Consider the following 7632-nt stretch of genomic DNA (forward strand, 5'->3'; position numbering starts at 1 on the left):
GTGGGACGCTGGTTTGCGCTGAGTGTGCTGCTGCTGATTGGCGGTGCGATGGTCAGTGTCTGGCGTGGCTGGCTGGACGTGCCAGCCGAGTGGAATCCGTGGGCGCCGCTGGATGTGAAGGCAGTCCCCAACTGGCTGACCGGCTACAAACTGATGCGCTTGCGCAGCGATCCCGAACTCTGTGCACAGGCGCTGAGCAGCTCTGGACTGCGTGTCACACGGCAATCCGACAGCCCCGGTGCCAAGTGTCCGCTGATCGGCGCCTTACGCGTGCAGGGCGGCGAGGTCGCGCTGAGCAGCGGTTTCCTCGCCAGTTGTCCGCTGGCGGTGGCCTACGCTTTGTTTGAGCGCCACACCCTGCAACCCGTCGCTCAAGCCGTTTACGGCGAGAAAGTCAGCCGTCTCGATCACCTTGGCAGCTTCGCCTGCCGCAATGTCTATAACCGTGAGAGCGGCGCACTCAGCCGGCATGCCAGTGCCGATGCGCTGGATATCGCCGGATTTCGTCTGGCCAGCGGGCGCAGCATCAGCGTCCTCAAGGACTGGCCAGGGCAAACTCGCGACGCGCAGTTTCTACGCCAGGTGCGTGACGGCGCCTGTGAGGCGTTCAGTGTGGTATTGAGCCCGGATTACAACGCCGCTCACCGTAATCACTTTCATGTCGATGTCGGGCGCTGGAGCGTGTGTCGCTGAGGGTCAGGCGGCGAGGCGCAGGTTCTGCAGAACGATCGGGCGGGCCCAGCCGTTATCGAAGTCCAGCGCCTTCTGTTGCTCGGCGATTTCTTCTGGCGGGAATGGCGGGAAAGGCTTTTGCAGCAGATCCAGATCGAACTCGGCAATCGGCAGGTACAGCGGCTTCTTCTGCGGGGCCGGACCAGGCTCTGGTGTTGGCTGGCCGTTGTTGATCACGATCGGGCGTACCCAGCTGCTGTCGAAATCCTGCTGCTCTTGCTGAGCCTTGAGCTCTTCAGGCGGGAACGGCGGGAACGGCTTGTCCAGCAATTCCATTTCGAATTCGGCGATCGGCAGGAACAGCGGCTCCGGCGGACGCACTTCGGTTTCGACCACATCGCATTCGCGCTGGCTGATGATGTGCGCGTGCAGTTCGCTGCCCAGGGTCGGTTCTTCAGGGCTGCTCAGGTCAACCGGGGGGAATGTGCCGCAGGCGGGTACCACTTCACTCGTCTGTTCCGCCAGCGCCTGGGCAAAGAAATCCTGCCACAGGTGACTGACGCCGCTCAGTGCTTGAGTGTTTTGACGGCTGAAGTCGCCATGGGGCGAAATGTAGCCAATCGATGTGGGAAGAATGCCTGACATTTTTTTCGGTTGACGCTCAGCTCTGGCAAAATGCGCGTTGATTGGTTTATCGGCCACTTTTTGCCGATCCTTAACTTTTTTGAGCGTGTTTTCATGATTGAGCAACCCGCGGCCTGCCGCATCCATGTCCAGGCCCTCGGCCCGGCGTTTGAAGCGCAAGCCGAGCAGTGGGCCGAGCGTCTGGGCCTGCCGCTGGCAATGGCCGACGGTGAGTTCGCCTTGCAGCTCGGCGAGCAGGGTTTGCAACTGCAGCAGTTGGGCCCGGATGCACCGGGGCCGGTACGCGTCGATTTTGTCGAGGGCGGCGCGGCGCATCGGCGGTTGTACGGCGGCGGCAGCGGGCAGATGATCGCCAAGGCCGTCGGCATCGCCCAGGGCGTGCGACCACGGGTGCTGGATGCCACGGCGGGGCTTGGCAAGGATGCGTTCGTGCTGGCCAGCCTCGGTTGCGAGATGAGCCTGATCGAGCGCCAGCCGCTGATCGGTGCGCTGCTGGAGGACGGTCTGGCGCGGGCGGCGGAAGATTTCGAGGTGGCGCCGATCGTGGCGCGGATGAAGCTGCTCAAGGGCAACTCCATCGAGGTCATGCGTAACTGGGAAGGCGAGCCGCCGCAGGTGATCTATCTCGACCCGATGTTCCCGCATCGCGAGAAAACCGCGTTGGTGAAGAAGGAAATGCGCCTGTTCCGGCCATTGGTCGGGGATGATCCGGATGCCCCGGCCTTGCTTGAAGCGGCGCTGGCACTGGCGACGCACCGGGTGGTGGTCAAGCGTCCGCGCAAGGCGCCGTGTATCGAAGGGCCGAAGCCGAGTCATGCGCTGGATGGCAAGTCCAGCCGATACGATATTTACCCGAAGAAAGCGCTCAAGCCGTAAAACCGAGTCGGTCCAATCGCAGGCAAGCCAACTCCCACAGGTTTTTGTGTCGTTCGCACGATGGGTGTTTACCACAACCCCTGTGGCAGCTGGCTTGCCAGCGATGGCATCAGCACAGACCCTGAATAATCAGGGCCGATACGCCCGCATGAACAACCCCACCACCTCCTGTACATGGATCTCCGCCGCCTCTTCACTCAGCGGCTCACCGCAGCAATACAGCAAGCGAAAATTCCCCGCGCCCTTGATCAGGCAGAAGAAGTGCTCGGCCGCGTTACGCGGTTGGTCGATGCTCAACGCGCCGGTCTCGTGGATGCGCTTCAGCAGCCGCTCCATGCCTTGCACCATGCGTTCGGGGCCGGCCTCAAAGAAGATCAGCGAGAGCTTCGGATCCTGTGTGCCCAGCGCCATCATCAAACGGTGCAAATTCACCGACTCTTCGCTGTTGATCAGTTGATGAAAGCCTCGCGCAATGTTCAGCAACACATTTTCCACGGCGATGCCGGCAGGCAATTCGAAGAACAGCGGCGGTAACTGCTCCTCGCATTTGGCCATCACGGCGGAGGAGAACAGCGTCTCCTTGTCGTTGAAGTGGCTGTAAACCGTCAACTTCGACACGCCAGCCTCGGCGGCGACCGCGTCCATGCTGGTGTTGGCGTAGCCTTGACTCAGAAACAGGATTTTCGCCGCATCGAGGATCGCCCGGCGCTTGGCCGGATCCTTCGGACGGCCCGGGCCGTTTGGAGCTGAAAGATTGTTCGACATTCTTCGCTTTTAATACTGGACTGGTGAGTTTGCTATTAATACCATACCGGCCAGTATAAATATTCCAAGCACCATTAGCGAAAGGTCCGTCACCATGTTCCGCCATGCGTTGTCCTTTGCGTTGCCAGCCAGTCTGGCGTTTTTGTTGTCGGCGTGTGGTCAGGAGGAGGCGGTGCAAGTGACCGTGCGACCGGCCATGGTGGTGCAGCCAGAGCCTTCGACGCAGGCGATGGAAAGTTTCCCGGGCGAGGTGCGCGCGCGCTACGAGCCCGATCTGGCGTTCCGCATCGGCGGCAAAGTCAGCCGACGACTGGTTGATGAGGGCCAACGCGTCAAGGCCGATCAACCGCTGGCCGAGCTCGATCCGCAGGATGTCCGCCTGCAACTGGAGGCCACCCGCGCCCAGGTCGCTGCTGCCGAAGCCAACCTCAATCTGGTGCGCGCCGAACGCGACCGCTACAAGACCCTGATGGACCGGCAGATGGTCAGCCGCTCGGCTTACGACAACGCCGAAAACCTTTACCGCTCCGGTGAAGCCCGCCTCAAACAAATCAAAGCCGAATTCAACGTCTCGACCAACCAGGCGAGTTACGCGGTGCTGCGCGCGCCGCAGGACGGCGTAGTGGCCAAGCGTTCGGTGGAAGTCGGTCAGGTGGTCGCGGCCGGGCAAACCGTGTTCACCCTCGCCACCGACGGCGAACGCGAAGTGCTCATCAGCCTGCCGGAACAAAGTTTTGGCCGGTTCAAGGTCGGTCAGCCGGTGACCGTTGAACTCTGGACGCAACAGAACCAGCGCTTCGCCGGGCAGATCCGCGAACTGTCGCCTGCAGCCGATCCAAAGTCCCGCACCTTCGCCGCGCGCATTGCCTTCACCAGCGGCAAGGTCCCGGCCGAGCTGGGCCAGAGCGCCCGGGTGTTCGTGCAGTCGGCCGATGCCGTGCCGTTGTCGGTGCCACTCTCGGCGCTGACCGCCGAAAACGGCGCGACCTATGTCTGGGTCGTCAGCGCCAACAACACGCTGAAGAAAACCCCGGTACGCGTCGGTCCGTTCGGCGAAAAAACCGTGCCGGTGCTCGAAGGCCTCAACGCCAACGACTGGGTGGTCGCCGCTGGCGTGCATGTGCTGCTCGAAGGCCAGCAGGTGCGCCCCGTGGATCGCTCCAACCGTGTGGTCCATCTGGCGGACAAGGAGTAAGTCCCGATGCGCTTCAACCTTTCCGAATGGGCGCTGCGTAATCGCCAGATCGTCCTGTTCCTGATGCTGTTGCTGGCCATCGTCGGCGCCTTGTCTTACACCAAACTGGGCCAGAGTGAAGACCCGCCGTTCACCTTCAAGGCCATGGTCATCCAGACCCGTTGGCCGGGGGCGACCGCGCAGGAAGTCTCGCGCCAGGTCACCGAGCGCATTGAAAAGAAACTCATGGAAACCGGTGAGTACGAACGCATCGTCTCGTTCTCTCGCCCGGGTGAGTCGCAGGTCACCTTCATCGCCCGCGACTCCATGCATTCCAACCAGATTCCCGACCTCTGGTATCAGGTGCGCAAGAAGGTCAGCGACATCCGGCAGACCTTGCCGCCGGGGATTCAGGGGCCGTTTTTCAACGATGAATTCGGTACCACGTTCGGCAATATCTATGCGCTGACCGGCAATGGTTTCGACTACGCCGTGCTCAAGGATTACGCCGACCGCATTCAGATCCAGCTGCAACGGGTCAAGGACGTCGGCAAGGTCGACCTGCTCGGTTTGCAGGACGAGAAGATCTGGGTCGAACTGTCCAACGTCAAACTCGCCACCCTCGGCTTGCCGTTGGCAGCCGTGCAGCAGGCATTGGAAGAACAGAACGCGGTGTCCACCGCCGGCTTCTTCGAGACCGGCAGCGAGCGTTTGCAGCTAAGGGTTACGGGGAATTTCAAGACCGTCGATGAGATAAAGAACTTCCCGATCCGCGTCGGCGATCGCACGTTCCGCATCTCCGACGTCGCTGATGTCCGCCGGGGTTTCAACGATCCACCGGCGCCGCGCATGCGCTTCATGGGTGAGGACGCGATCGGGCTGGCCGTGGCGATGAAAGATGGCGGCGACATTCTGGTGCTCGGCAAAGCACTGGAAGGCGAGTTCTCGCGGATCCAGAAAAACCTTCCGGCCGGCATGCAGTTGCGCAAGGTCTCCGACCAGCCGGCAGCGGTGAAAACCGGGGTCGGCGAGTTCGTTCAGGTGCTGGTGGAAGCGCTGGCGATTGTGTTGCTGGTGAGCTTCTTTTCCCTTGGCGTGCGCACCGGCATGGTGGTGGCGCTGACCATTCCGCTGGTGCTGGCGATGACCTTCGCCTGCATGTATTACCTGGGCATCGGCCTGCACAAGATTTCCCTCGGCGCGCTGGTGCTGGCGCTGGGCTTGCTGGTGGACGACGCGATCATTGCCGTGGAAATGATGGCGATCAAAATGGAGCAGGGCTTCGACCGTATTCGCGCGGCGAGCTATGCCTGGACCAGCACCGCATTCCCGATGCTTACCGGTACGTTGATCACTGCCGCAGGCTTTCTGCCGATTGCCACGGCGCAGTCCGGCACTGGCGAATACACCCGCTCGATCTTCCAGGTGGTGACCATCGCGTTGCTCGCCTCGTGGGTGGCGGCGGTGATGTTCGTGCCGTATCTGGGGGAAAAACTGCTGCCGGATCTGGCGAAGATTCATGCGGCCAAACACGGAACGGCGGATGGCCAGTCAGACCCTTACGGCACGCCGTTCTATCAGCGGGTGCGGCGGCTGGTGGAGTGGTGCGTGGTGCATCGCAAAACCGTGATCGTGATGACGCTGGGGCTGTTCATCGCCTCGGTGATGTTGTTCCGGTTCGTGCCGCAGCAGTTCTTTCCGGCCTCCAACCGGCTGGAATTGATGGTCGATCTGAAACTCGCCGAAGGCGCGTCTTTGGCCAACACCGCCGGCGAGGTCAAGCGCCTGGAAGCGCTGCTCAAGGATCACGCAGGCATCGACAACTACGTGACGTATGTCGGCACCGGTTCGCCGCGTTTCTACCTGCCGCTGGATCAACAATTGCCGGCAGCGAGCTTCGCCCAGTTTGTGGTGTTGGCGAAAACCATCGAGGAGCGCGAGGTGCTGCGCACCTGGCTGATCGACACGCTCAACGAGCAGTTCCCGGCCCTGCGCTCGCGGGTGACGCGTCTGGAGAACGGGCCGCCGGTGGGTTACCCGGTGCAGTTCCGCGTCACCGGTGAACACATCGAGGAAGTCCGCGCGCTGGCGCGCAAGGTGGCGGCGAAGGTTCGCGAGAATCCGCATGTGGTCAATGTGCATCTGGATTGGGAAGAACCGAGCAAGGTCGTGTATCTGAATATCGATCAGGATCGCGCTCGGGCACTTGGGGTGAGCACCGCCAATCTGGCGAAATTCCTGCAGAGTTCGTTGACCGGCTCAAGTGTCAGTCAGTACCGCGAAGACAACGAATTGATCGAGATTCTGCTGCGCGGCACGGTGCATGAGCGCACTGAATTGTCGTTGTTGCCGAGTCTGGCGGTGCCGACGGACAACGGCCGCAGTGTGGCGTTGTCGCAGATCGCCACGCTGGAATATGGCTTCGAGGAGGGCATTATCTGGCACCGCAATCGCCTGCCGAACGTGACCGTACGGGCCGATATTTATGGCAAGGAGCAGCCGGCGACACTGGTCAAACAGATCATGCCGACGCTGGATTCGATTCGTGCTGAATTGCCGGATGGTTACTTGCTGGATGTCGGCGGCACGGTGGAAGATTCCGAGCGCGGGCAGAAGTCGGTGAATGCCGGGGTGCCGATGTTCATCGTCGTGGTGCTGACGTTGCTGATGGTGCAACTGCGTAGCTTCTCGCGCACGGCGATGGTGTTTTTGACGGCGCCGTTGGGGTTGATCGGGGTGACGTTGTTTTTGATGGTGTTCCGTCAGCCGTTCGGGTTTGTGGCGATGCTGGGGACGATCGCGCTGTCGGGGATGATCATGCGCAATTCGGTGATTCTGGTGGATCAGATCGAGCAGGATATTGCCTCCGGGCTCAGGCCGTGGCAGGCGATTATCGAGGCGACCGTGCGACGCTTCAGGCCGATTGTGTTGACGGCGCTGGCGGCGGTTCTGGCGATGATTCCTTTGTCTCGGAGTGTGTTTTTCGGGCCTATGGCGGTGGCAATCATGGGTGGGTTGATTGTGGCGACGGCGCTGACGTTGTTGTTTTTGCCGGCGTTGTATGCGGCTTGGTTCAGGGTTCGTCGCGAGGGTTGATCTTTGGTTTGACGTGGCGGCCTTCGGGCCGGCCAGGTTCTTGGGGGGGTGGGTGAATATCCGTTGGTTTGGGGGTTGCGGCTGGCGGTTTCGCCCTTACGGCGAGTCCCTTTGGCAAACGCCCCAAAGGAACCAAAGGTCTTTGCCCCAACGTTCGGCCCGCTCGCTGGGGCTCGGGGTTCCTTCGCTCCGGGATTGTTCCGGGCGCATCGCCTCCGGTTTGCTTCGCTGCACCTCCTCTCGATGTGTTTGGCTTCGCCAAACGGTCGCTGCGCTCCCACCCCCGGATCAATCCCTCCACTCAGCCTGCCGACGGGGCCTGTGGATCAAGATCAAAAGCTGCAGCCGAGCTAACGCTCATCCTGTTGAGTGGTGAGGAGCGAGGCGGGATGAGGTGTGCGCGT

6 protein-coding genes are annotated in these 7632 nt (G+C 61.6%); 4 read left to right on the forward strand and 2 right to left on the reverse strand.

The features are described 5' to 3' along the window. Positions 1 to 693 (forward strand): extensin-like domain-containing protein, encoded by a 693-nt coding sequence (locus tag PseuLF5_RS07460; RefSeq protein ID WP_340133302.1) that lies wholly within the window; start codon positions 1 to 3, stop codon positions 691 to 693. A gap of 3 nt (positions 694 to 696) precedes the next feature. Here the strand turns inward: PseuLF5_RS07460 and PseuLF5_RS07465 are convergent, their stop codons facing one another. After that, complete coding sequence (locus PseuLF5_RS07465; RefSeq protein ID WP_222834428.1) at positions 697 to 1317, reverse strand: energy transducer TonB; 621 nt, start codon at positions 1315 to 1317, stop codon at positions 697 to 699. 93 nt (positions 1318 to 1410) lie between these two features. Between PseuLF5_RS07465 and PseuLF5_RS07470 the strand changes: the two genes are divergently transcribed. Continuing rightward, complete coding sequence (locus PseuLF5_RS07470) at positions 1411 to 2193, forward strand: class I SAM-dependent methyltransferase (RefSeq protein ID WP_445262416.1); 783 nt, start codon at positions 1411 to 1413, stop codon at positions 2191 to 2193. Positions 2194 to 2322: 129 nt separating this feature from the next. Here PseuLF5_RS07470 and PseuLF5_RS07475 read toward each other — a convergent pair whose 3' ends face one another. Then, positions 2323 to 2958 (reverse strand): TetR/AcrR family transcriptional regulator, encoded by a 636-nt coding sequence (locus tag PseuLF5_RS07475; RefSeq protein WP_123465044.1) that lies wholly within the window; start codon positions 2956 to 2958, stop codon positions 2323 to 2325. Positions 2959 to 3052: 94 nt separating this feature from the next. On the opposite strand from PseuLF5_RS07475, the gene PseuLF5_RS07480 reads away from it, so the two are divergent. Both PseuLF5_RS07480 and PseuLF5_RS07485 read left to right on the forward strand, forming a co-directional pair. Next, on the forward strand, positions 3053 to 4153 hold the full coding sequence (locus PseuLF5_RS07480) for an efflux RND transporter periplasmic adaptor subunit (RefSeq protein ID WP_123465046.1): 1101 nt from the start codon (positions 3053 to 3055) through the stop codon (positions 4151 to 4153). Positions 4154 to 4159: 6 nt separating this feature from the next. Continuing rightward, positions 4160 to 7228 carry an efflux RND transporter permease subunit gene (locus PseuLF5_RS07485; RefSeq protein ID WP_340133303.1) on the forward strand — a complete coding sequence of 1023 codons (3069 nt, stop codon included), beginning with the start codon at positions 4160 to 4162 and terminating at the stop codon, positions 7226 to 7228. Positions 7229 to 7632: the final 404 nt, after the last annotated feature.

It is taken from the genome of Pseudomonas sp. LF-5 (assembly GCF_037626295.1).
GTDB lineage: Bacteria > Pseudomonadota > Gammaproteobacteria > Pseudomonadales > Pseudomonadaceae > Aquipseudomonas > Aquipseudomonas monsensis.